The organism is Aliishimia ponticola, assembly GCF_004803475.1.
In the GTDB taxonomy this organism is placed as follows: domain Bacteria; phylum Pseudomonadota; class Alphaproteobacteria; order Rhodobacterales; family Rhodobacteraceae; genus Aliishimia; species Aliishimia ponticola.
In genome coordinates, this window is the sequence record NZ_SRKY01000001.1 from 538304 (window position 1) to 563005 (window position 24702).

Here is a 24702-nt window from a genome sequence, read left to right on the forward strand (position 1 = left end):
ACATCTTCATGCGGAACTTTGGCCTTCCGCTGCGGGGGGCGCGGACAGGGAAAAGTAGAATACGGAGCCTGCGCCCAGCGCCGACTGCAACTCGATTTCCCCTGACGAAGTTTCGACGATCTTTTTGACGAAGGCGAGCCCAGCGCCCGTGCCCTCGCTGTATTTGTCGTTTGTGTTCAGCCGCTTGAACATCTTGAACACGTCGGCCTGAAACTCCGGGTCGATCCCGATCCCGTTATCCTTGACGTAGAAGGCATTGCGCATCGTCTTGCCGTTGACTTCGACGCTGTCCAGAAATCCGATGTGAACCGTCCGTTCGTCGTTTTCATTATAGGTCAGGCCGTTCGTTATCAGGTTACGCATGACCGTGTTGAACTCCGCCGGATTGCCCGAGATCTGCGGCAATGGCGTGTCGATCTCGATCGTGCCGTTTTTCTCGTTCAGCGTTTCCCGCAAGGTTTCGATGATCTTTTCGACTTCCCGTTTCGTGTCGAAAAGTTCGATCGCTTGTTGGCGGCCAAGGCGTGAGTATTGCATCAGGGTGGAGATCAGTTCTTCGACCCGCGCGCAAAGTTCCTGCATCCGGGTGATCCGCTTGAGCGCATCTGCCGGCAGGCTTTCGGCGTGATCCTCGACAAGAAACTGCGCGTGGTTGGAGATGCCGCGCATCGGCGCTTTCAGATCATGCGACGCGATATAGGCGAATTCGCTCATCTTCTCCTGAATTTCGCGGGATTCCTCCGCCCGCCGATGGCTTTGCAAAAGCTCTGCGTCGCGGAGCGCCATCTGGAACTGGCTGGGCATGGCAAGAAAACGGGGGAGCAGGCGGTAAAGCTGGATGGCCGTATAGACAGAGATGATCGCAGTCATGACCTTGATCGCCGCTTGCAGCCCATACGCGGGCACCCAGAGCGTGGCCAGTCCCGCCAAATGGCTGAACCCGCAGGCCAGAATGAAGGTCGCGAACAGTCTGCCCACCTGCGCATCCAGAAGATCGGGACGGCGGCGCACGGCTTGCAGGATCAGAACCGGGATCGCGAAATAGGCGCAGGCGACAAGAAGGTCCGACACGCCATGCATCGCAATCAAATCCGGACGCCACAAAAGACATACGGCATGCGGTACAAACTGCGTCGCGCTGAACAGGTCGAGGATATAATCGAACATAGAACCGCCGCTGATTTACACTGCGCTGTGACCCTGTCCGAAATTCCTTATTAATTGATTAACCGTGACCGAGCCCTGTTAACCACGGCTGCTTCTTGAAAAAACGCTTGGCGGTTTGGTTACCTTCGGTCGCAGAAGCCCCTCGAACTCGTTGGGCTTCGGCTCCTGCAACTGGCTCAACGAGTCCAGAATGTCGGGCGCTTGCTCCATCGCGATCTTGGTCAGTTGATTGTCTTCGGCAAGTGCTTCCATGTCTTGAAAGAACTCTTCCAGCCGCAGGCAGGTGCCTTCGATCTCGGCGATATGTGCGGATTGGGAACTGACGGAGCCGTTGGACGATTTGAGCTGCCGCACCTGCCGGATCATGCGGTTGATCATCGGGCGCATTTCGCTGGAACAGGCCTTGGAGAAGGATCGCAACACGGCTTCGACAGCGCGCATTTCGGCGCTAGCCTCGTCCGCCGCGCGTGTGAGGCGGAGCTTTTCCAGCGCGTTGAGCGAGGCGCGCGTCAGAGAGGCGATGTTGAGATCGCCCTTGTCGATGTAATCCGAAAACCCGCGGTTGATCGCCTCAAGCGCGGTAGCGGTGTCGCCATTGCCGGAAATCATGATCAGATGCGCATCCGCATTCGTGCGATGCGCGCGCACGATGGGTAACAGGTCCAGACCATTGTCGGAACCAATGGACATATCGACGAAGATCAGGTCGAATTTGATGGAGTCCATGACATCGCAGGCTTCCGCGATCGTGCAGGCTTGGCGCAGGATGAAGTCGAGGCCCGTCGCTTCGAGAAGCCGGGAAAATCGCTTTTGGTCGAATGCGTTATCCTCGACTAACAGGGCATTAACGTAACGCGACTTCTGCGGTCTGGTCATTTGAACCTTCAAGACACTACTCCGGATCTCGGCACTCGGAGTGCAAAAAAGCATAGGACCAGTTATTAATTGATTAATGCTGCAGATATGGGGGCAAGAAAGCCCCAACCTTCAAAGCCAAATTGTCCGCATCTCCACGCGATCCTGCCAGCGCGGCCTTCGCGAACATGCGGGCCAAGGCATGTTGAGGAGCGTGGGTTAACGCAAAACCTTGACCCGCCGTGTCGCTACCCGATCCCAGCTACCGGGCGGCCGACCTCTGCGTGTGGCAGTTCCGATCACTCACCTTCGATCATCGCCGTTTCAAGCCCGCTGAGCACTGGGTCGAGCAGATAGGTCAGAACCGTTTCTTCGCCCGTGGCCACCATGACCTGCACCGGCATACCGGGATGCGGCGTTACCTTGTCGGGCAGGTTTGCATAGGCGTCTGCGGGGATCTGCACGTGGATCTTGTAGTAACTGACGCCCGCACCCTCATCAAAGAAGCTGTCAGCAGACACATAGGACACGCGCCCTTCAATGGGCGGGGTGGTGCGGAAACTATAGGCTGACAGGCGCACGCGCGCGTCACGACCCACCGCGATTTCATCAATGTCCGAGGTGGCAACCTGCGCTTCGATCATGAAGGGCGCATCACCCGGCACGATTTGCATCAGCACGCCGCCCGCCGGCACCACCGCGCCGATTGTGTTCGCCTCGAACCCGACGATCCGCCCGGAAATCGGGGCGCGGATGTCCAGACGATCCCGTACATCCTGATAGCTGCGGATACGCTGGCGTAGGTCAAAGATGTTTTCGGTCAGCACCTGCTGGTCGTCCGCGATGCGCTGGCGCCGATCCCGCGCGACCTGCAATTGACGCTCGCGCACCTCGGCCACCTGGTCGAGCACATCCTGCCGTTCATTTTCGCGCTGGCCAATCCGGGCCAGTACGGCAAGGCGGTCTTCCTCGCGGGCATAAAGCCGCGCCTTGGACACCAGCCCTTTTTCAAAGAGGCTTTGCAGATCGGCCAATTCCTCTTCGACGATGGTGAGTTGTGCGTGCAGCATCTGGGTCTCGCCCTCCAGACCGACGAGGCGTGTGTTCAGCTGCGCGATACGTTCGTCGAAAATGCTGATTTCACCCAGATCGGACTGCCGGTTGGACTGGAACAGCGCCACTTGTGTCTCTTTGACCTGCGCCAAGGCCGGATCGGAAGCGATCAGGCCGTCAAGCTCGGGCGAGAACGTGATTGCATCCGCGCCCTGCATCGCCGCGCGCAGCCGTCCCTCGCGCGCCAGGGCGGAGGCAAGCTGACTGCGCAGCACGCCAAGCTGCGCATCGACCCGCGCACTGCTGAGCCGCGCCAGAACCTGCCCGGCGGCCACATCGTCGCCCTCGCGGACAAGGATTTCCGACAAGATACCGCCTTCAAGGTGATCGACGACCTGAAGATCGCCTTCGATTTCAAAAGTGCCGCCCCCAACGACGGCGCTTTGGATTTTCTGCGTCGCCGCCTGATAGAACAGCGCGCCAATCAGGCCGAACCCGGCAAGGCATAGCCAAAAGGTCAGCCCCGCCACCTTGGTCGCCACGATTTGCGGGCGGTCGAAACTGCCGGGCACCTTGCCGTTCAGCGGTCCCACGGTCCCGGTTTTGGGCTTGGTCAGCGGTCGGGTGTCATCTTGTGTCATGTGGACGCTCCTGAGCGGGGCTGCGCATCATCGCCCTTTTCGTTGGACTTGCCCGAGGATGGGCGGGGCCGGTGCAGCGTGGTGACTTTGGGATTTTCGAATGTCTCGTGCGGGGCCATCGGCTCTGTCGCGGAGGCGAGGATATCGCGCGCCGCGCCGAACTTGGTCAGCCGTCCGTTCACCATCAGCCCTGCGTGGCTCATCCGTTGAAGAATGGCCATCCGGTGCGTGACCACGATGACGACGCAGCCCTCTGCACTGGCCGCAGCGACCGCACGCGCCAATGCTTCTTCGCCCTCGGGGTCAAGATTGGCATTGGGCTCGTCCAGAACGATCAGGCGTTTTTCCCCGAAAAAGGCGCGGGCCAGACCGATGCGCTGGCGCTGGCCTGCGGATAAAAGCTCCCCCCGCATGCCGACCTGCGCGTTATAGCCGCCCGGCAGGCTGAGGATCAGGTTATGCACCTGCGCCAGTTTCGCCGCGCGCACCACATCGGCAGCGTCGGCGTTCTCATCCATAGAGGCGATGTTTTCCGCGATGGTGCCATCGAACAGCTCAACCCGCTGGGGCAGGAACCCCACATGCGCACCGATCTGGTCAATCGGCCAATCCTCCAGCGAGGCATCGTCGATACGGATGTGACCGCGCGCCAAGGGTTGAAGCCCGACGAGGCTGCGCGCCAACGTGGTCTTGCCCGACCCGCTGGGACCGATCAGCCCCATCGTATCGCCCGGGCGCAGATCAAAGGTGACATCAAAGATCAGCGGGTTCTGCTGCGCGGGCACGACCACGGTCGCGTTTTCAACCGACAGGCGGCCTTCGGGTTCGGGCAATTCGATGCGGACCTTTCCGGTTTCGATCCCGGCAAGGATCGCGTTCAGGCGCTGGCGGGCAGACGCGGCGGAGAGCAGGGCGCTCCATCCTGCGATGGCCTGTTCCACAGGCGCCGCCGCACGGCCCAGAAGGATAGAGGCGGCGATCATCACGCCGGGGTTCAATTCGCCGCGCAGAACCAGCGTGACACCGACGGCAAGGATCGCGATCTGCAACACCAGCCGCGCGAACCGGGCCAGCGCACTGAAGGTCGCGACCCGGTCGACCACCTTGTTCGACGACAGCATGGACACGACCGAGCGCGCCTGCCACCGGTCGATCAGGGCAGGTGTCTTGCCCATGGAACGGACGACATCCGCGTTGCGCACCATTTCTTCGGCCAGCGCATGTGCGGCCCGGCCAGTCCGTTCGGCATCTGCATTGGGTTTGCGTGCGCTGATCTCGCTGAGCACGCCCAGCACGAACAGCACGGAAATTCCTGCAATCGCAACCCAGCCCAGCGCCGGATGGAATAGGAACATGATGGCCACGAAAACAAGCGACCAGGGCGCGTCGAGCAGGGCGGTAAACACCGGACCGGCCACGAAACGGCGCAGCACCTGCAAATCCCGCACCGGCTGCGCGCCGCGCCGATCCTCGGCGGAGGCCGATTGCACGAGCACATTCATCACGATGGGGCCAAGGCTGTCTTCCAGCCGCGTACCAAGCCGCGTGGCCAGCTTTTGCCGGATCGTGTCGAAGAAAAAGAAGAAAAGCAGCGCGACAACCGCGCCAATGGTCAGGACCGCAAGCGTCGAGGTACTGCCGGAGTTCATCACCCGCGAGAACAGTTGCAGCATGTAAAGGGGTGCCGTCAGGGCCAGAATGTTAACGAAGAAACTCGCGATGAAGATGGCGGCAATGACGCCGCGCTGACCTTCAAAGACGGATGATCTGTGATGTTTCATAACTTCGCCTCAAACTGACCTGAATAAAATGACGGCACCCTGACCCAAAGACGTCCGCGGTGGCTGGGTGACCCCGTGAGGCCCTCGAGCCAGGGCCCCGGAAGCGCAGGTTCGGGAAAGGGCCCGATCCGGCGCGACCGATTTGCGTGGCAGCCGCGAAGTAATGCACGCGGCTGCCAATCTCATACCCGGTTGACCGGATCAGATTTCGACAAGAGCGCCTTCGTTGACGATGATGTCGATGGCTTCGTACTGGTGGTTGCCATCGGTCCAGTCATTGATCGTCTCAAGGCTGTCGAAGTTGAACGGAGCGTTCGCTGCAATCCCGAGCAAGGTCAGGGTCGCGCCGCCCACCGAGATCACGGTGTCGGTGCCGTTATCGACCACGCTCGTTGCCCCGGTCAGGGCGTTGAACGCATCGGTATCGGACGTCGAACCGGTCTGATCTTCGATGACGAAGGTGACCACATCGTTGTCGTTGTTGAAGTCGAAGTCCGTGACAACGTCATTGCCATCGGCAGACGAGAAGGACAGGCCATCCCAGGTCAGGTGAACCTCGAAGACGTCACCACCAGCGCCGCCGGTCAGCACGTCGTCGCCGGTCCCGCCATGCAGGAAGTCGTCGCCGCCATCACCGTACAGGGCGTCATTGCCGGCATCGCCGTCAATATCGTCCATGCCAAGGCCGCCGCTGATGTAATCGTCGTCGTCGCCGCCCTTCATGCAGTCATTGCCGTTGCCGCCGTACATGGTATCAACACCGGCGTCGCCATACATCGTATCGTCGCCGCGGTTGCCCCACATCTCGTCGTTGCCGTCGTTGCCGCGCATGTAGTCGTTACCGGCGTTACCCCACATGTCGTCGTCGCCGTCGTTACCATACATGGTATCGTCGTCGCCTTCGCCGCACATCCAGTCATTGCCGGCATTGCCTTCCATGTAGTCGTAGCCCGCGCCACCGAACATCGTGTCAGCGCCGTCGTTCCCGTACATCTCGTCATTGCCGGAATTGCCCTTCATGCGGTCGTCGCCGGCATTGCCTTCCATGTCGTCATTGCCGGTGCCGCCATACATGTAGTCGTTACCGTCATTGCCGTACATTTCGTCGTCGCCGGCATCACCGCACATGACGTCCATGCCTTCGTTACCTTCAAGGTAATCGTTGCCACTGCCGCCTTTGACGAGGTCATCGCCGGTGCCACCATACATGGTGTCGTCACCTTTGTTGCCCCACATTTCATCATGCTTGCCTTCGCCATACATGATGTCGTTGCCGCCGCCGCCGCCCATGACATCGCAGCCGTCTTCGCCTTCGTCATAGCTGAGGCCTTCGTGGTCGAAGCAGCTTGCGGTCCAGCTGGGGGTATATTGCCCCGCCAGGCCAAAGCCGGAGTCACCGAACATGATGTCATCGCCGGATGCGCCAAGGATCCAGTCATCACCGGAGCCGCCCAGACCGAGGTCGGATTCATGCCCGAGATTGATGGAGTCATCGCCCGACCCGCCGTCGACATAGTCCTCACCACGGCCACCAAACAGACGGTCCTGACCTTCTTCGCCCAGGATTTCGTCGTTGCCCGCGCCGCCATCGGCCCAGTCATCGCCGGTCCCGGCAAAGATCACATCCGCCGCGCCGATGAATTCGAACTTGACGCCGGACCACGTGTCCGAACCGATATCAAGGTCGGTTTCCGTGCCCTGACGGATGTCGCCGAAGATCTCGTCATCGCCTTCATCGCCATCAATGAAATCGCTGCCGGTGCCGCCCGCAATACGGTCATCGCCGGTGCCACCGCTGATGTCGTCATCGCCGGAATTGCCGTAGAGCGTGTCATTGCCGTCTTCGCCGAAGATGCAGTCATCGCCGCCTTCGCCGTCAACGCAGTCATCGCCGGAGCCGGCAAGGATGAAGTCGTTGCCATCGTCGTATTGGTAACCGTCATTGTCGTCACCCATGATGACGTCATTGCCGGAATTACCTTCGATGTAGTCATTGCCGGTGCCACCGAGGATTTCGTCATCCCCTGAACCGCCATAGACCGTGTCATGGTCGGCGCCCGCGTCGATATCGTCGTTGCCGCCTTCACCATAGATCAGGTCGTCACCGCCTTCGCCATAGATCAGGTCATTGCCGTCGTCGTAATCGGGATCGCCGATCACATCACCGTCGGAATCGGCATCGTCGCCATAAAGCACGTCCTTGTCGGCGCCGCCATTGATCAGGTCGTCACCGTCCCAACCCCAGACCACGTCGCAGCCTTCTTCAGTCGTGATGTAGTTGTTGTCGGAGTTACCGACGACCACATCATCCCCGATATCGGAATCGTAGTTGTCCGGCATCGCGTCGAGGCGCATATCGACCTGATCGTCGCCCACAGTACCGTAACCAGTGACGCCGTTGTTCCCGGACGCCTTACTCAGATCAATTTCTTCAAATTCGGGATCGCAAATGTCCCACGGATTAAATTGAGTAGCCATCTTTCTTTCCTTTCGGTTGAAAAATTACCGGTATCAAAGCCAACTCAGGTCTTGGAAAAATGCTCCTCCTGAATCACCCAGCCCGATACGTTAAGTGAATAAGAAAACTAGTTTGAAAAATGCCCCCAAATGGGGGTGATTTGGTCTACCAATGGTTGCAAATAGCCAGTCGCAGAAGATGTAAGTGGCTGAATATCGGCGCTAAATACAGAACCCGCGACCACAAGTGCGATGGCAACAACCACACCGCTCACCATACGGAATATATTGCCTCCTTTCTTTGCTGGCGAAGCCGTCAATTCGCTTCGCAAAATGGATTGAATTTGCGGTGTCAACTCGACTCGCAACGCCGCTTCGACACTGTCCAAAGATTTTTCGACGATCTCGATCCGATCGCATAATTCCTTGCGATCGCGTTCAGCCGTCTTCATCGCCATTTCGCCCAGGCCATGGTTCAGCGTCTTGAACATCGTGACCATGCGCGAATGCAGTTCGATGAGATCCTGTCGGGTCGCGGGCGGGCTGCGTTTTCTGTCGCCAGCGCCCGTCTTGTCCGGGGGCGCGGCGTTTTCAGACGCATCCGCCGCGGCATCGGTCTCTTCCGCTGCCGCATCATCGCTGGCAGACGCCGTGGCCCGCGACAGCGCGTCATCCGCATCCTTGACCGCCGTGTCATCCTCCAAATTGGGATTTCCTGTGATCTGGTTCATGCCGAACGCCCTCCTGCGGCTTGCCAAGTCAGCATCTGCGCCATCTCTGTGCGGCAACTGACATTCAGTTTGTTCAGAACCCGCTTGGCATATGTGTTGAAAGTCTCTGGCCGAACGCCCGCGATCTTTGCCGCCTCGCGGTTGCTCAGCCCCAATTGCAGCAGCGCCGCCACCCGTGCTTCGGAACTGGTCAGCCCCATCTGCCGGACAAGGTCTTCGACCCGCGCGGGCGAGGGGGGGACCGGCACCATCGCCAGAACGTATTGTGTCGGAACACCGTGATGGAAATAGCGCGACAGCGTCAGCGGCATGCGGCGTCCATCCTCGGGTGAGGTCAGAAAGACCACGTGGCCATCGGTGTCGCGGGCGGTTGCCATGGCCCGGACGGCGGTCTTGAACGCGGCCTGATCGTCGGGATTGCTTGGCCCGATGCTGCCACGATCACGCGCAATGGGCTGGCCCGCATCCAACATCTCGCGCGCGGCGACATTCAGGCGGTACAGCCGGCAGCGCCGATCCAGCAAGATCATCGCCATGTCCACCCGGTCCAGCAAATTCCAAGCCGGGCCAAAGGGATCGACCTCAGCCATGTCCGTGCTTTGCGGCGCGTTCAGGCAGTCCTGACGCAATACCGGCCAGACGCACTTTAGATAGGTACAGGCCGTCTCCAGCGTGTCGGGCGCATCCAGACGCAGCGTGACCCGGTCGGTCCGCCCATTGGTCAGATGCAGCGTGAAGCGATGCCAAACCGGATCGCTTCCGATCTGTGGGCCACCATCAGCCTCAAGCGCCCCCGGTGCCCCAAGCACAAACGCCTCGCAAAGCGCGCAGGCCTCTGCCGGTGGCACAACGTCCTGCGTCAAAGACCGAACGCCGACACGGTCCTCGAGGGCCGGAGGCGTTACCGCATCCAACCTGAAAGGCCCGTGCCCGTCCTGCGTCGTCAGCGTCAAAACGCTGTCGCCCAAGTCTATTTCTGCAATCGCATGTTGTGAAATCGCAGACATCAATCTGTGTAAAACGCCGGACGTCGCCGCGCGCGCCAAAATTGGCTCTGAACACATTCCCAGCATCGATCACCCCAATCGACATGTGTTGCTAAAATGGAAAAAACTTTCCTCGAAACGTGTCCAAGCGTAGCAGTTTGTCAGGGGCTGTCTGTCCCTCAGGCAGCGTAGACCGGTCGGCGGATATTGGCGCAAACTCCCCGGAAAGAGGCAGGAACCTCCCCCAATAGGCGTAGTCCCAACCGCCATGAGGGACGCAAAAGGCGTAGTCCGCTTGGCCGGGTAAGAAAGTTTCGCGCCCAGGCCGCGCAAGTCTTGTCCGATCTGCTGCTAAAGAAGGTGTTGTCAAAACAACATGTTACCCCGCGTGACCATGCGATTCGCGGCCCAGATGCCCCTCGCACCATGACCGAATAGGGCAAAACTGCTTCCCCGAAAGTGGTTGCCCGAAGCCCAAACGGCGAATATTCTTTCAGACGAGTGGGGACGATTTAAAAGCGCTTTTTTCTGGGCGCGTTGATAAATTTTCTTTTGTATTGAAATGCTTATAAACATTATATCCTCTGCGGGGATGTTCCGTGACCTTATCGCCCAAGCGGTTGATGATGCAGGCCATGAGGTTTCGACAATCCTTGACGATCTTTCTGGCGGCGACAGCCTCCCAGCAGAGGCCGTTGTCGTGATCATCTGTCGGTCCACCGAAAATGATTTCTGCGCAAATCTGCGTGAATTACGCGGGCATCGGCCAGATCTTGCCATAGCGATCGTATGTCCGACCCGGCTGGAGCAAGAGCTGGTCCGCGATGTCGGCGATTGCGTCAACGGGATTTTCCCGGACGACAAGCCCATCAGCCTGATCCTGGCTTCGCTGCCAGCCCTGTCCGAAGGGTATCGCCTTGTGCCGCCCGCGCGCGCGCCGACATCCGGGATACAGGTGAAACGGGTGACGCATGAGAATTGCAGGGATGATGATCATGGCACGCCGCAGCTGTCATCGCGCGAAGAAACCGTGTTGGAGCGTATACTGGGCGGTCAGTCCAACAAGGAAATCGCGCGCGATCTTGGCATCAGCGATTCCACCGTAAAGGTGCATATGCGGTCGATCTTTCGAAAGATCGGTGTGCGTAACCGAACGCAGGCCGCCATGTGGGCCACGCGCCAGAACTAGGCGGGCAGGGGGCGCGTAGCCTCGCTCCAGTCGCGGCGCTGTCCCAGCCGCTCGATCAGAAAGTCGATGAACAGCCGGGTTTTCGGCGTCAGCACATTCGACTTGGGATAGACCAGCCATAGAACCGATTGATCGTTGAGCCGCCATTCCGGCAACACCCGGTGCAGTCGTCCGGCCGCGATGTCGTCGGCCACACTCCAGAGCGAATTGATCGACAGCCCCGCACCTGCCAGCGTCGCCGCGCGCTGCGCGGTCCCATCGTCAAGAATGGCCCGGCAGGTCAGGGCGGCAGGATCCAGCATGAAGGTATCGCCCCCGGCATTGATCATTTCGCGCGGCGCCTTGGTCTTCCATGTGATGAATTTGTGCCCGGCAAGGTCTTTGGGGGTTTGAGGCGTGCCATGGCTTTGCAGATAGCCCGGCGCGGCGCAGATCACGCGCGTATCATCGGCCAGTTTGCGACCTTTGAGGCTGCTATCGGCAAGCGGCGCACTGCGCAGCGCCAGATCGAAACTGCCTTCGATCGCGTCGAACCGCGTGTCCGACAGGCGCAAATCCAACGTCAGGTCGGGGTAAAGCGTGTTGAACTCCGGCAAAAGCGGCATGATGTGCAATTGCGCGAAACTGCTGGGCGCGGCAAAGCGCAACGTGCCCTGCGGCCCCGTATCCGATCCGCCCAGCGCCGCGCGAGCCGCATCCGCCTGCGCCAAAATCTCCCGCGCGTAGGGCAGGAAATCCGACCCTTCCAGCGACAGGGAAACCTTGCGCGTGGTGCGGTGCAGCAATTGTGCGCCAAGATCGCCCTCCAGTTTGGCAATCCAAGCGCTTGCCACGGCGGGGGCCAATCCCAGTTCCCGGCCCGCGGCGCTAATATTCAGAAGCTCTGCCGCCCGCACAAAAAGCCTGAGACACTGGATGTCCATCGATTATCTCCAATAGCCGAATACTGTACTCGTGACTTGGCGGATTTTATGGAAACCAGCCGGTGATATCTAGCCTTCAGACACAGCATCTCTTTATGGAGCCTGAAATGAACGCGATCACCCAAATCAACGCAGATGTGCAAAAGCAGATCACCGACGCCTTCAACTTTCGTCACGCCTGCAAGCTGTTCGACGCAGAGCGCAAGATCAGCGATGGGGAGTTCGAAACCATCCTGGAGGCCGGCCGACTGTCGCCCACATCCTTCGGGCACGAACCGTTCCGTATTCTGGTGATCCAAACGCCGGAAAAACGCGAACTCTTCCGCCCGTTCTCGTGGGGCGCGAACGGCATGATGAGCGGCACGGACGGCCAGCTTGGCACAGCGAGCCATTTCGGCATCATCCTTGCAAGCACAGCCGAGACGATGAAAGCGGGCTCCGACTATTTGCAGAACTTCTACCGCGAGGTGAAGTATCTGCCGGAAGACGTGATCGGCATGTTCAATGGCGCGTATGGCAACTTCCAAAGCACCGATCACAACATCACGACGGATCGCGAAATCCTCGATTGGTCGGGCAAACAGGCGTATATCGTGCTTGCCAATATGATGACGGCCGGTGCCCTGATGGGCATCGATTCCTGCCCGATGGAAGGGTTCGACATGGAGAAAACGACACAGGTGCTGGAGCAGGAGTTCGGCATCGACACGAATGCCTGGCGTCCGGCAGTGATGTTCGGCTTCGGCTATCGCGCCGGTGAGCCTGCCTTCGACAAGACGCGCCGGTCGGTTGAAGATACCGTCACCTGGTTCTAAGGCATCACGCTAACCGTTAAATTTTCCGCTTGATGCAAGCCCGCGCATGTTTGATGCGCGGGCTTTTTTCTGCCCAATGACGTAAGGGAAGACGGCGCAACCCTTGGTGGTGGCGTTATCCGAATCCCAGTGTGCCGAATCGTCGCAGTGGGTAGAAGTTAGGCGGCGTCCAGCCCAAGGGGAAATCTACCGGCGCGTTCCCCCGTGTTTTTTTCGCCACATCGCACATTAGGATGTGTTTGCATGTAATTGAGAGTAAACAAAAAAACGTCTGCTTAAAAATTATTCTGCAAAAAAGTCGACCAAGCAACCTTTCGTTAACCTTTTTTTCTTTCGGCCCATCACGATGCTGCGAGGCAGATAAGAGTCACAGCCGTTCCGCTGTTGGCGTCAAAGACTGGCGGCAGGAATGGGTACAGGGTTGCAGTCCATGATACGGTTAACGAGTGAAACGTCGAATTCCCAACAGTCGGTCGCGATGCGTCCGGCGGAATGTGGATCAGACAAGGCCAGCCTGACACGATCGGGACGCAAACGCGCGCGGCTTCTGGCTTATCTTTTCGCTCTTTTCACGCTTCTTGCCGGTCCCGCTTTTGCTTTGCCCGATTGGGCATTGGGGATCGAGGATCCCGGCCAGGACGGTCTGCCCGCAGGCAGCACGCTGGTTTACGAAGTCGAAATTCGGAATGACGCCTTTGGCGCCAGCAACAATGCCGGGCCAACCACCATTACCTTCACCGTTGGCGCCGGGACCACGATGGTCGATGGGGGCGGGTTGCTGAACTGTGTGACGCTTGGTGTGCCAGACGCCTCCGTGACATGTGATGTGCCGCCGATCGACGCCGGTAGCGCGCAGACCTTCCTGCCTCAAGTGGAAACCTCTGGGGCGGGCTCGCCCACGTTCAGCGGCAGCATCCCCAGCGCCGGGGATGCCAACGGCGGCAACAACAGCGCGTCCCAGCAGACGACGGTAACGGCGGGCGCCGATATCGAACTGACCGTCACTGGACCCAGCACCGCGCCATCAGGGACGGTGGTGGACTATGTGTTTACGGCAGAAAACAACGGCCCGAACGATTCCAACGGGTTCGATTTCGTCTTTCCCGTGCCCTCGGGGCTGCAAAATATCACACCGCCGTCGGGCTGTATTCTGAGCGGCGGGAATTACGAATGTAGCATTCCGGGCGTGATCGGGGTCAACGAAACGGTCGATATCACATTCCAGGGGCAACTTTCCGCAGCGAACGGGTCTGCGGTGACGCCTTCGGGCGCTGTGACCAACGGCTCTCCGGCGGATGGGGACGGCTCCAACAACATCGCGAGCATCGAAACCACGGTCACGGCCGGGTCGGACCTTTCTATCGGCAAGTCCATCAGTGACGATGAATTGCTGGTGGGGGAGACCGCGACCTTCACGCTGACCTCCGAATATACCGGTGACGATCCGCAGGACGTGCAGATCATCGACGTGGTTCCGGTGGTCTATTCTGTCACCAGTATCGATACGGCGGGCACAGGCTGGGATTGTAGCGCGTCGACCGGAAACGTGATCGATTGTACGCAGGCCAATGGCTCCGGATCAGGGGCCAATATCTCGTTGGGCGACATCACCATCGAGGTTCTGGTCATCGAAGATACCGGCGGCGTCAATGTCGCCAACGAAGCCACGATTTCGTCGGCAGGCCCGGTGGACCCCAACCCTGCAAACAACACGGCGGATGATGGCGGCGTTATCGCAGAAAACCCGGTTGTGGACCATCAGGCCAATAAATCCGGCCCGACAGAGCCGGTTGCCGTCGGCAGTGAATACGACTTCTCCATCAGTTCGACCAATGTGGGCAATGCGGCCTTCTATGGCACGCTGCAACTGGAAGACACGATCCCCGCCGGTGCCGATTACACAAGCGTCATCGACAACGGGTGGAGCTGTTCGCCCGCCGCGCCGCAAACCGGGCCGGTCGTGATCACGTGTCAGATCACCTACACCGAATCCGATCCCTTGCTGCCCGGCCAGACGACGCCAGCGGTCATCACCGGGGTCACGCCAACCACCACCGGGCCACTGCTGAACACGCTTCAGGTCAGCGCGCCGGTCGCGAATATCGAAGACCTCGAAAGCCCGAACGACATCATTGCGTATACGGTCACGGGCGAGGGCGGCGCGGTGTCGCCGGATGTCTCGGTGATCAAGACCGTCGACGGGCCGACGACCGTACCCTCTGGCGAGGTGGTTACCTTCACCATCGAAGTGCTCAATAACGGCCCGGTTCTTCCGGCGTCCGGGCCCGTGAACGCGGAAGGCGTGGTCGTCACCGACGAGGTCAGGGATCTGATCAACAATATCGCTGGGGCCGGTGGCGGCCTGGAATCCTTGAGCTTCGATCCGCAAGGGACCACGGGCATGACCTGTGACAGCGCCGCAGCAGGCTCGCGCGGGCGCTCGGTCACCTGTAACATTGCAGTGCTGCCCGAATGTACGGCCGGTGTGGACTGCCCGACCATCACCATCGGTGTTCGTCCCGGTGGCAATGCCTGGACGCGAACGAATACGGCAAAGGTGATCAGCACGATCACCGCCGATTCCGATCCGGACAACAACACCAGTTCGGCGTCCTACATGATGACGAACCAGACCGACGTCACCGTGTCCAAAACCGCGACGCCGAACCCGGCCTCCATCGGGCAGGATCTGCTGTACGTCGTGACGGCGGAAAACAAGCCGGTAGATGCCGAAGGCAGACGGATCATCCTGAGCCCGGCGCGCGATGTGTCGATCACCGATACGCTGCCGAACGATGTCACCTTCGTTTCGGCCTCTGCATCCGGCGGCGGCACCTGCACAACCGCATTGGCGGCGGGCGATACGACCGATGGCAGCAACAACGATGTGGTGTGTGAGTGGGCCATCATCGGCAGCGGTGGTCAACAGACCGTCAGCATTCTTGTCCGCCCGAATAACGCGACGCTGGGCAATACGCCGCCCGATCCGTCGCTGACCAACGATGTGGAGATCGAAACCACCACCGCAGAGACGGATACAGGCAATAACAGCGCCACGGTGGTTGTCGATATCATCGAGCCGGCATTCGATCTGTTGATCAACAAGACAGATGACGTGGACCCGCTGCCAATCAGCGGCGAGACGACCTACACGATTACGGCCACCAATGGCGGCCCTTCTGCGGCGGAAAACGTGGTGATCGTGGATCAGATGCCTGCCAGCGGGCTTGGGTTCTCCAGTTTCATCGATGGCGACGGCGTCACCTGCGCGGTGACGGACCCAGGCACAGCGCCCGCCAATTCCGGATTCGGCAATCTGGGCGTGGAGGTAACGTGTAGCGTTGCCTATCTGGCCGCAGGCGAGTCCGCCAGTTTCCAGATCGTCGCCAAGGGGGATACGAAAGGTTCGGCCACCAACATGGCGACGGTTTCTGCCGATAATTCGGAGTTCTATGAGACCAATACCGGTAACGATCAGATCGGTCAGACCACCACGGTGCGTTCCTTGGTCGATGTTCGGGTGAACTCCAAGACGGCAGACCGCGATCCTGTCAATCTGGGCGAGGATTTCAGCTGGACGATCCAAGTTGAAAATTACCAAGATGATTCCGTGCCTTACGGCAACTCCGATGGGACGGTTCTGACCGATAACCTGCCCTCTGGCATGATCCTGACCGCCACACCGGTTGTCGTGGCGCCGGGCGCGGGCACCTGTACCGGCACCGAGGGCAGCACCAGCTTTACCTGTACACTGGGGGATGCAGGCGGTGTGCCGGGGACGATGGATATCGGCGAGGTGTTGGAAATCACCGTCCCGGTCCGCGTCGTTACCGTAACCACGGATGCGCAGACCTTCTCGAACTCCGCCTCGGTCGAGGCCACCGGCAGCTTTGACGCCGACCCGGACAATAACGACAGCACCGGCACCGTGGTGGTGAATAGCGGGACAATCTCGGGCGAGATTTTCCGCGACTTCAACGATGACGGAACCAAGGATCCGGGGGATAGCAATGTCCAAGAGGTCACGCTGACATTGACCGGAACCGACCTGAACGGGAACTCCGTCGACCGCGTGATCACGACAACCGATGGCACCTATTCGTTCGGCCTGCTGCCCGAAGGCGAATACACCATCACACGCGGTCCGATCACCGAAGCCTATCAGACCGACGGCCAGAACACGCCCGGCACCACTGGCGGCCCGCTTTACACCGATCTGACCAGCCCCACGATCGTTCTTGGCGGTAACGAGGATGCGTCGAACTGGGATTTCGCCATCGTGCCACAAGCGCGGATCGGTCTGGCCAAGGCCGTACAGGGAACGCCTGCGCTCAATCCCGATGGCACGTTCGATGTGCCGTTCCGTTTTGTCATTCAGAACTTCAGTCTCGAAGCGGTGGACAGCGTTGAAGTCAGCGATGTTCTGACCGGCGCGGCGCCGTCTTTTGGGGCCTATACGACCGGAACCACCGCCGCCGATATGTCGCGGGGCAGCTACATGGTGCTTACACCGCCGGCCGCAGATTGTGGCACCGGCACCGCGACCTTCACGGGGGAGGGCGCAGATATCATCGCGCTCTCCGGTGCGACCATTGCGGCCGAAAGCAGCTGTGTTCTGACATTCGAAGTCCGGGTCAACCCGACAGACCCGCTGCCCACCGGCACGCCGCAATACGAAAACTCCGCCACTGTCACGGGCGAAGGGGTGCTGTCCGGTCAGACCAGCGCGACAAATCCGTTGCTGGCGGACACCTCTGACAACGGGGCCAATCCCGATGCGGATGGCGACGGGTCCGCTGATGACGCGAATGAGGATGATCCGACGCCCGTCAACGTGGAATTCCTGTCCACGGTCGAACTTGAAAAGACCGTCGATACAAGCGCCTTTGCCGACCCGGCCGCACCTGTCGCGGGGGAATTGCTGACCTATACCTATGTGGTCCGTAACCCCAATCAGTTCGATATTTTCGATATCAACGTGATCGAAACACCCCCCGGAGCGGCGGGCACTCCGCCTGCCTTTACCGGCACTGGCACACCGCCGGTGATCGGCGCGCCCGCGGGCGGGGCCGATATCGACGGGCAGGGCGATCTGCCCGATCTCGCACCGGGTGGGGCCATTACCTACACGGCGACCTATGCGATCACGCAGGACGACATCGATACCGGCTTTGTGCAGAACACCGCGACGGTGACGGCCACGGATGTGTACGGCGATCCGATCTCCGATTTCTCGGATGATACGGCGGTCAACAACGGCACCGATTACAATGGCGACGACAATCCCGATGACCCCACGGTGGCGACGCTGCCGCGCGTCGCGAAACTGTCGCTTGAAAAGACCATCCTGTCCGACACCTTGTCCGAACCGCCTGCCGCAGGCGACACGATCGAATATCAGGTGGTCGTGACCAATACCGGCAATACCAACATCACCGATGTTGCCGTGACCGATCCCGGCCCGGAATTCGGCGGTGTCGCCGCCAGCAACGGCCCGGTTGTCTTCACGACCACCGACGCCACCGATCTGAGCCCGACGGATGAGGCGACCTTCACCGGCACCTACACATTGGACGCCACCGATGCGGCGAATTTCCTTACTGCCGCCAGCCCCACCGATGCCATCCTGAACGAGGCCGATGCCACCGGCAATGTGCCCGGCGGAACCACGCTGGAAACCGAACCGGACACCGCCGAAACGGGCGTCAGCCTGACGCCGGGGATCGAACTGACCAAGGCGATCACGCAGGTGACCGATACCAACGGGAACGGTATTCTGGGCGATGCCGGGGATGAGGTTCTGTATGACCTGACCGTGACCAATACGGGCATCACCTCGCTTGCCAATGTGCGTGTGACCGATGCCAAGCTTGGGCTGACCAACGCGGCGCTGACCGCGCCTTCTACCGGGGCCAACCTTGCTCCGGGCGATTCCGGCGCGATCGAAGATCAGTCCTACACCATCACCCCGCTGGATCAGGCACAGGGCGAAGTGGTCAATACCGCCGAAGTCTCTGGTACTCCGGTGGCGACCAATACCGATGGCACCCCGGATGCTGGCACGCCGCTGGTCGATGACACGGGCGCGCCACTGCCAGATGAGACGGACACGTCTGACACGCTGACCGACCCCGATCTTGATGGCGATGGCAATGTGGTGGCCACGGACGATCCGGCGGCAGATGGTGATGACACCGCGACAGTGCTGAACCTGCCCACGCCAGAGGCGGGGATCACGATCACCAAGCGCGTTGACATGGTGGCCGACACCAACATGAACGGTCTGATTGGCGACGCCGAGGACACCATCACCTATTCGCTGGTGGTGACCAATACGGGCGACACGTCGCTGGCCGATGTGATGGTGACGGATGCGCTGCTGGGCGTGTCCCAGAATGTCGGCAACATGGCCGCGGGTGATGAGATCACGCTGTCCGGGCTGACCTATATGATCACGGTGCAGGATCAGGCCGACCGGGTGGTGGAGAACACCGCCGAGGCCGAGGGCAATCCCGTCGCGACAGGTCCCGGCAATGTACCGGACCCGAGCCAGCCGCTGGTCGATGCCACCGGGGCTGATCTGGACAATGTTACCGACGATTCCGACACGCTGACCGATCCCGACATCAATGCCGATGGCTCGGTCGATGATGTGGACGATCCTGCCGCCGGGGGCGCCGACGATCCGACGCTGGTCAAGCTGCCGCCCACCGGCCCGGAGATCACGATCGTGAAATCCATCGCCGAACTACGCGATCTGAATGGCAATGGCCTGTTCGGGGATGCGGGCGACGAGGTGATCTATAACTTCACCGTCACCAATACGGGCAATGTGTCCCTTGCCGGGGTGACCGTCACGGATGCGATGCTGGGTCTGGCAGATGCGCCCGTGACCCCGGCCAATCTGGCACCGACGGAGTCGGCAACGCTCAACGGCACATCCCATATCATCACGGCGCAGGATCAGGCGGGCGGCCAGTTGGAGAACACCGCAACCACCTCCGGTCAGCCGGTCGTGACCAACCCGGACGGCACCCCCGATCCGGCAACCCCGTTGCAAGCCCCGGATGGTAGTGACCTTGATCCGGTAACGGATACTTCGGACACGCTGACAGAACCCGATCTGGACACCGATGGTAATCCCGTCAGCGTGTCCAGCCCCGGCAGCGATGGCAGCGACGATCCGACATTGCTGAACCTGCCGCCGGTCGATCCTGAAATCACGCTGGAAAAAGAGATCGTTCAGGTCTTTGACGCCAATGGCACCGGGCTTTTCGGCGATGTTGGGGACACGGTTCAATACCTTCTGACCGTGACCAACACGGGCAATACCTCCCTTGCCGGGATCACGATCACCGATGCCAAGCTGGGCCTCACGGATGTGGCTGTGACGCCGGGCGATCTGCCGCCGGGCGGCGTGGCGACCCTGTCGCCGGCGCTATACACCATCACGGCGCAGGATCAGGGCGCGGGCGAAGTGGAAAACACCGCCCAAGCCTCTGGCGATCCGGTCGAAACCGGGCCGGGGAACCTGCCGTTGCCGGGCGCGCCGCTGGTGGATGCCGATGGCAACGATCTGGATGACGTCACCGATACCTCGGACACGCTGACCGAGCCGGATCTTGACGCAAGCAACGCCGTTGTCAGCGTCGCCGACCCGGATGCAGACGGCACTGATAGCCCGACGCTGCTGACGTTGCCGGAAATCGCGCCGGAAATCACGCTGGTCAAATCCATCACCGATGTGACGGATGTGAATGGGAACGGTCTGTTCGGCGATGTGGGCGATCAGGTGACCTATGAATTGACCGTCACCAATACGGGCAACACCGCGCTGGCGGGCGTAACTGTAACGGATGCCAAGTTGGGCCTAACGGCTGTTCCGGTCAGCCCGGCGGATTTGGGCATTGGTGACAGCGCCACGCTGACATCGGCCACGCTGTCGCAGTTGGTCTATACCATCACCCCGTTGGATCAGGCCGCGCGCCAGGTCGAGAACACCGCCACCACCGAAGGTCAGCCCGTTGCGACCGATCCGGTCACGGGCAACCCCGATCCGAGCACGCCTTTGCTGGATGCCAGCGGCAGCGCGCTTGATCCGGTGAACGATACGTCCGACACGCTGACGGACCCAGATCTGGACGCCGATGGCAACCCAGTAAGCACGGCCGCGCCCGATGCCGACGGGACCGATACGCCGACGCTGCTGAACCTGCCTGCCGATGGCCCCGAAATTTCGCTGGCCAAGTCGATTGCCGAGGTGCGCGACATCAATGGCAACGGGCTCTTTGGCGATGTGGGCGATGAAATCGTCTATGACCTCACGGTGCGCAACACCGGCAACACGGCGCTGGCAGGGGTGACGATCACCGATGCCAAGCTTGGCGTGGTCGATGTCGCCGTGACCCCGGCCAATCTGCTGCCGGGCGACAGCGCGACGCTGGCCGGTCAGGTCTATACCGTCACGGCGCTGGATCAGGGTGTGGGCGAGGTGATCAACACCGCCACCACCCAAGGTCAACCTGTGGCGACCGGGTCTGACGGGTTGCCCGATCCCGGCACACCGCTGATCGATCCCGCGACCGGCGCTGCCTATGAGCCTGTGACCGACGATTCCAACACGCTGACTGACGCGGATCTGGACGCGGATGGCAATCCGGTGCCGGTAATCGGCGCCGATCCTGGCGGCGACGGTTCGGACACCCCGACAGAGCTGAACCTGCCCCCGGTCATGCCTGAACTGACGCTGGTCAAATCCATTGCCGAAGTGCGCGACATCAACGGTAACGGGCTGTTTGGCGATGTGGGCGACGAAGTGGTCTATGACCTGACCTTGACTAACACCGGCAATACCTCGTTGTCGGGTGTCACCATCACCGATGCCAAGCTGGGTCTAACGGATGTGGCTGTGTCGCCAAGCGCGCTGGCCCCCGATGACAGCGCCGCGCTGACGGGACAGGTCTATACCATCACGCCGCTGGATCAGGCGGCAGGTGAGGTCGAGAATACCGCGACAACCGAAGGCCAGCCCGTGGCAACGCTGCCTGGCGGCACGCCCGATGTTGCCACCCCGCTGCTCGATGGCACAGGTGCCGCGCTCGATCCGGTGACGGATATTTCCGACACGCTGACCGACCCGGACCTTGACACCGATGGCACCCCGATCAGCACCGCTGATCCGGACGCGGATGGCCCGGACACGCCGACCGTTCTGAACCTGCCCGCGACCGAGCCGGAAATCACGCTGGTCAAATCGATCATCGAAGTGCGCGATATCAACGGGAATGATCTGTTCGGGGATGTGGGCGATGAGGTGGTCTATGAACTGACCGTGACCAATACTGGCAATACCGCGCTGGCAGGGGTCACGATCAACGACGCCAAGCTGGAACTGGTCGATGCGCCGGTCGCGCCTGCCGATCTTGCCCCGGACGCGTCCGCCACGCTGACCGGTCTGGTCTATAGCATCACGGCGCAGGATCAGGCCGCAGGGGAGGTCATCAACACCGCCACCGCCGCAGGTCTGCCCGTGGCGACCTTGCCGGACGGCACGCCGGATGCGGCCACCCCGCTGGTCAATGGCTCCGGCGCGGCGCTTGATCCGGTGACGGATGTTTCGGACACGCTGACCGACCCGGAGCTTGACGCCGCCGGCGCCCCCGTCACCACCGCCGATCCTGCTGCGAATGGTCCGGACACGCCGACCGAACTGGTTCTGCCCGCGGTGGAGCCTGAGATCACCCTGGTCAAATCCATCGCCGAAGTGCGCGACCTGAACGGCAATGAGCTGCTGGGCGATGTGGGCGATGAGGTGGTCTATGACTTCACCGTCACCAATACCGGCAACACGGCCCTTGCCAATGTCAGCATCACCGATGCCTTGCTTGGCCTGACCGATGTGCCCGTGACGCCGACGGCCCTTGCGCCGGGGGATGAGGCGACGTTGACCGGGCAGGTCTATAGCATCACGCCAGCCGATCAGGCGGCAGGGCTGGTGGAAAACACCGCCACCGCCGCAGGTGATCCGGTGGCGACGCTGCCCGATGGCAGCCCAGATCTGGATACGCCTTTGCTGGATGCTGGCGGCACACCGCTGGAGCCGGTCACCGATCTGTCCGACACGTTGACGGACCCTGATCTGGACGCCGATGGCGCCCCGGTCAGCACGGCGGACCCCGATGCCGATGGCGCGGACAATCCGACCATCCTCAACCTGCCGGACGTCGCGCCCGAGATCACGCTGGTCAAGGCTGTCACGGAAGTGGTGGACGAAAACGAAGACCTCGTTCTGGGCAATGCGGGCGATGTGGTCGTGTATCTCTTTACCGCGACCAATACCGGCAATACCGCCCTGGCGCCGGTGACGTTGAGCGATCCGCTTCTGGCCCTGGTCGATGCGCCGATGGACCCGAACGCGCTGGCACCCGGCGATACTGCGAGCCTGACAGCCGAATTGCTGATCACGGACGATATTTTCGACGCGGGCGTGGTGGAAAACACTGCCACGGTCGCCGGTCAGCCGGTTGCGACGGGCACGGATGGGCGTCCGCTTCCGGACACGCCGCTGGAGAACCCGGACGGCTCCGCGCTGGACCCGGCCACCGATCTTTCCGACACCGGCTCGCAGCCGGACGCGGAAGAGGACGGGACCATCATCGCCATCGGTGAGCCGGCCGGCACAGGCACGGGCGACGACCCGACCTTCCTGAACCTGCCGCTTGTGGCCTCGCCGCTGTCGATCAGCGGGACGGTATTCCTGGATACCAACCGGGATGGGGTGCTTGACGGTTCCGACGATCCGACCGCTGGCGCGGGCTATACGGTCAACCTGCTGGACGAGGATGGCAACATCGTCGACAGCGTGGTGACGGATGCGGATGGCAATTACGAGATGACCGGCTTCCCGGCGGGCACGTACACGGTGCAATTCGTCGACCCCGACGGCGTGGTTGCAGGCGTGTCGGATGCCTATACGCTGGACCTTGCCAATCCGACGCAGACAGGTGTGGACTTCCCGCTGGTTCGCGGTGCCGATCAGTCGATCAGCACATTGACCATCACCAAGGCCGTGGCCAACCGTGTGGTTGACGTGAAGATCGGGGATATCGTTCCCTACCGGATCGAGGTGATCAATTCCGACCCGATCCTTGCCGGTCCGGCAACGGTCGTGGACCGCCTGCCGCAAGGGTTGATCTATGTGCCGGGCAGCGCCCAGATCGACGGTGTCACTGCCACGCCGGAGATCGGCGGGCAGCGGTTGTCCTTCACGGACTTGTTCGTGCCGGGCAGTGACAGAATGGTCATCACCCTGTCCGCGCGGGTCGGCCCTGCCGCGCCGACGGGCAATCTTGTGAACACCGCGACGCTGTTCGACGGGGTCACAGGAGAGCAGATCGCGCCGCGCGCCGAAGCGACCGTGCGCCGCGTGCCGGAACATGTCTTCGATTGTTCCGATGTGATCGGCACGGTTTTCCATGACATCAACGGCAACGGATATCAGGATGGCCCGCAGCGCGCCTCCGGCGTGACGGACCAGACCTTCCTGGGTGGCAAGAACAAGGCCGCCGCAGGGGCTGATCCGGCCAACCTGCCCGGAGAGCCGGGTCTGCCCGGCGTGCGCATCGCCACGGTCAACGGCACGCTGATCACAACCGACAGCCATGGCCGCTTCCACGTACCTTGCGCGGAACTGCCCGGCGCGATCGGCACCAATTTCATCCTGAAACTGGATGAACGCACGCTGCCATCGGGCTACCGCCTGACAACGGAGAACCCGCGCGTGGTGCGCCTGACAGCGGGTAAATTCGCCAAGATGAACTTCGGCGCGTCGCTGAGCCGGGTGATCGACATCACAGTGAACGGCGGGGCCTTTGTGTCCGGTTTGGAGCCGACGCCAAAGCTGAAAGACGCGGTGCGCAATCTGGCGCGGACATTGGCGACACAATCGTCGGTCGTGCGGCTATCCTATGTGGCCAGCAGCCCCGATGAAGTTCGATTGGGACGCGCAAGAATGCGCGCGGTAGAGAAATTGCTGCGGCAAATGTGGCGGCAGAATGGGACCTATAAGCTGACGATCGAAAAGACGATCACGCGGCGGCAATAGG

The 24702-nt window shown here is 61.0% G+C and carries 11 protein-coding genes; 3 read left to right on the forward strand and 8 right to left on the reverse strand.

The window, feature by feature from the left end; all coding sequences use genetic code 11:
- Positions 1-6 precede the first annotated feature (6 nt).
- The 7 genes from E4Z66_RS02650 to E4Z66_RS02680 form a co-directional block, all read right to left on the reverse strand.
- Positions 7-1167: a sensor histidine kinase gene (locus E4Z66_RS02650; protein ID WP_246035851.1), complete on the reverse strand. Its 1161-nt coding sequence runs from the start codon at positions 1165-1167 to the stop codon at positions 7-9.
- A gap of 78 nt (positions 1168-1245) precedes the next feature.
- Positions 1246-2043, reverse strand: a complete 798-nt coding sequence (locus E4Z66_RS02655; protein WP_168797702.1) for a response regulator — start codon at positions 2041-2043, stop codon at positions 1246-1248.
- A 278-nt stretch (positions 2044-2321) separates the two neighbouring features.
- On the reverse strand, positions 2322-3716 hold the full coding sequence (locus E4Z66_RS02660) for an HlyD family type I secretion periplasmic adaptor subunit (protein ID WP_136461382.1): 1395 nt from the start codon (positions 3714-3716) through the stop codon (positions 2322-2324).
- Positions 3713-5497 carry a type I secretion system permease/ATPase gene (locus E4Z66_RS02665; protein ID WP_136461383.1) on the reverse strand — a complete coding sequence of 595 codons (1785 nt, stop codon included), beginning with the start codon at positions 5495-5497 and terminating at the stop codon, positions 3713-3715. Before E4Z66_RS02665 ends, E4Z66_RS02660 begins: the two co-directional genes overlap by 4 nt.
- A gap of 201 nt (positions 5498-5698) precedes the next feature.
- Entirely contained in the window at positions 5699-7975 is a 2277-nt protein-coding gene (locus E4Z66_RS19920) for a calcium-binding protein (RefSeq protein WP_136461384.1), read from the reverse strand.
- 107 nt (positions 7976-8082) lie between these two features.
- Positions 8083-8685 (reverse strand): hypothetical protein, encoded by a 603-nt coding sequence (locus E4Z66_RS02675; protein WP_136461385.1) that lies wholly within the window; start codon positions 8683-8685, stop codon positions 8083-8085.
- Positions 8682-9692 (reverse strand): helix-turn-helix transcriptional regulator, encoded by a 1011-nt coding sequence (locus E4Z66_RS02680; protein ID WP_246035852.1) that lies wholly within the window; start codon positions 9690-9692, stop codon positions 8682-8684. Before E4Z66_RS02680 ends, E4Z66_RS02675 begins: the two co-directional genes overlap by 4 nt.
- 571 nt (positions 9693-10263) lie before the next feature.
- Between E4Z66_RS02680 and E4Z66_RS02685 the strand changes: the two genes are divergently transcribed.
- Positions 10264-10860, forward strand: coding sequence for a response regulator transcription factor (locus tag E4Z66_RS02685; protein WP_168797703.1), 597 nt, complete (start codon positions 10264-10266; stop codon positions 10858-10860).
- Here E4Z66_RS02685 and E4Z66_RS02690 read toward each other — a convergent pair.
- The gene (locus E4Z66_RS02690) at positions 10857-11783 is read right to left on the reverse strand and encodes a LysR family transcriptional regulator (protein ID WP_136461388.1); all 927 of its coding nucleotides are present in this window, start codon (positions 11781-11783) and stop codon (positions 10857-10859) included. The genes E4Z66_RS02685 and E4Z66_RS02690 overlap by 4 nt on opposite strands.
- A 107-nt stretch (positions 11784-11890) precedes the next feature.
- On the opposite strand from E4Z66_RS02690, the gene E4Z66_RS02695 reads away from it, so the two are divergent.
- Both E4Z66_RS02695 and E4Z66_RS02700 read left to right on the forward strand, forming a co-directional pair.
- Positions 11891-12598, forward strand: a complete 708-nt coding sequence (locus E4Z66_RS02695) for an NAD(P)H-dependent oxidoreductase (RefSeq protein WP_136461389.1) — start codon at positions 11891-11893, stop codon at positions 12596-12598.
- Between the two features lie 430 nt (positions 12599-13028).
- The gene (locus E4Z66_RS02700; RefSeq protein ID WP_168797704.1) at positions 13029-24701 is read left to right on the forward strand and encodes a DUF7507 domain-containing protein; all 11673 of its coding nucleotides are present in this window, start codon (positions 13029-13031) and stop codon (positions 24699-24701) included.
- Position 24702 lies beyond the last annotated feature (1 nt).